Below are 1,302 nucleotides of genomic sequence, written 5' to 3' on the forward strand. Positions count from 1 at the left end.
GCGCGCGCGCGCGCTGGCGCCGCAGGACGAGCGTGCCTTGATGGCAACCGCCGTCGCCGCCGCCGCCGCGGGGGACACGGCCTCGGCGCACGCCGCCTCGGTCGCCGCGGTGCGCGCCAGGCCGTTCGTCCACATCCATGCCCGCGGTACGCCCGAGGCCACGGTGCTCGTGCTCCAGGCGATGGGGCATGGCCACTTCGCCCCTGCGCCCGGCGGCGCGAAGCTGCCCGAGGGGCACAACAACGCCGCCGAGCACCTGGATCCCGCGCGCTTCGCGAGGGTCGACCTGTTCGTCGATGCGCTGGCGGGCGACCCGGCCCTGCTCGACCGTCTCCCGCGCTGCGACGTCATCTACAACGCCATCACCGAGCCCGAAGGGATGCGGCAAGGCCTTGGGCTCGCACGACAGGTGGTGGATCGCCTCGGGCTGCCGGTGATCAATCCGCCGGACCAGATCGCGTGCACGGCTCGTGACCGCGCCGCGACGCTGCTGGGCGACATCGACGGGCTGCTTGTCCCGCGCGTTGCGCGCGTTCCGCCGTCGCGCGACCCGGCGGTTGCCGTGACGGCGGCGCTGGAGGCCGCCGGCCTCCGCTTTCCCGTCATCCTGCGTCCGGCGGGAACGCATACCGGGGACGGCATGGTCCTGGCGCATTCCGCCGGCGACCTCTCGGGCCTGCCCGCCGATACGGAGCTGTTCGCGACGGAGTTCGTCGACTTCCGCGACGCGCAAGGCCTCTATCGCAAGACGCGCCTGCTGCTCGTGGGCGGACGGATCCTGGCGGAGCACCTTGCGACGGCGGACCATTGGAACATCCACCACGCGAATTCGCGCGCCTACATGCGGGCGCACCCGGAGGCGCAGGTGCTCGAGCGGGATTACCTCGCGAACCCGGAACGGCATCTCGGCGCCATCCGGCTGATCGCGCTCGGGGAGGTGGCGGAGCGGATGGGGCTCGACTTCCTCGGCGTGGATGCGGCCATGCTGCCCGACGGTCGCCTGCTGGTGTTCGAAGCCAATCCCAGCATGCGGGCCATGTTCGCCGAGGCGCGCGAAGGGTTCGAATACCTGCTGCCGGGTCTCGGCCGGATTTCGGCGGCGTTCTGTGATCTCGTGCTGGCGAAGGCGCGGCGGTAACGCATGAGGGCGCTGACCGCGGCGGCGGCCCGTTGCCGCCCGCCGTCGCGGCGCGGACGGCGGCTGCCTGCCCTTTGGCTTTTCTCCGATCCGGTGCGGTTGCCGGACCCGCGCGCGGCGGCGGCGCGCCTGCCGCGTGGGGCGGGGGTTGTGGCGCGCGGCGT

1 protein-coding gene is annotated in these 1,302 nt (G+C 73.2%); it reads left to right on the forward strand.

Features of this window, described 5'->3' with window-relative positions; translation table 11 throughout:
- Positions 1-1,138, forward strand: a 1,138-nt coding sequence (locus HW577_RS25120) for an ATP-grasp domain-containing protein (RefSeq protein ID WP_408639558.1), incomplete at its 5' end; no start/stop codon positions are given.
- Positions 1,139-1,302: the final 164 nt, after the last annotated feature.

It is taken from the genome of Neoroseomonas rubea (assembly GCF_016106015.1).
Classification (GTDB): Bacteria; Pseudomonadota; Alphaproteobacteria; order Acetobacterales; family Acetobacteraceae; genus Neoroseomonas; species Neoroseomonas rubea.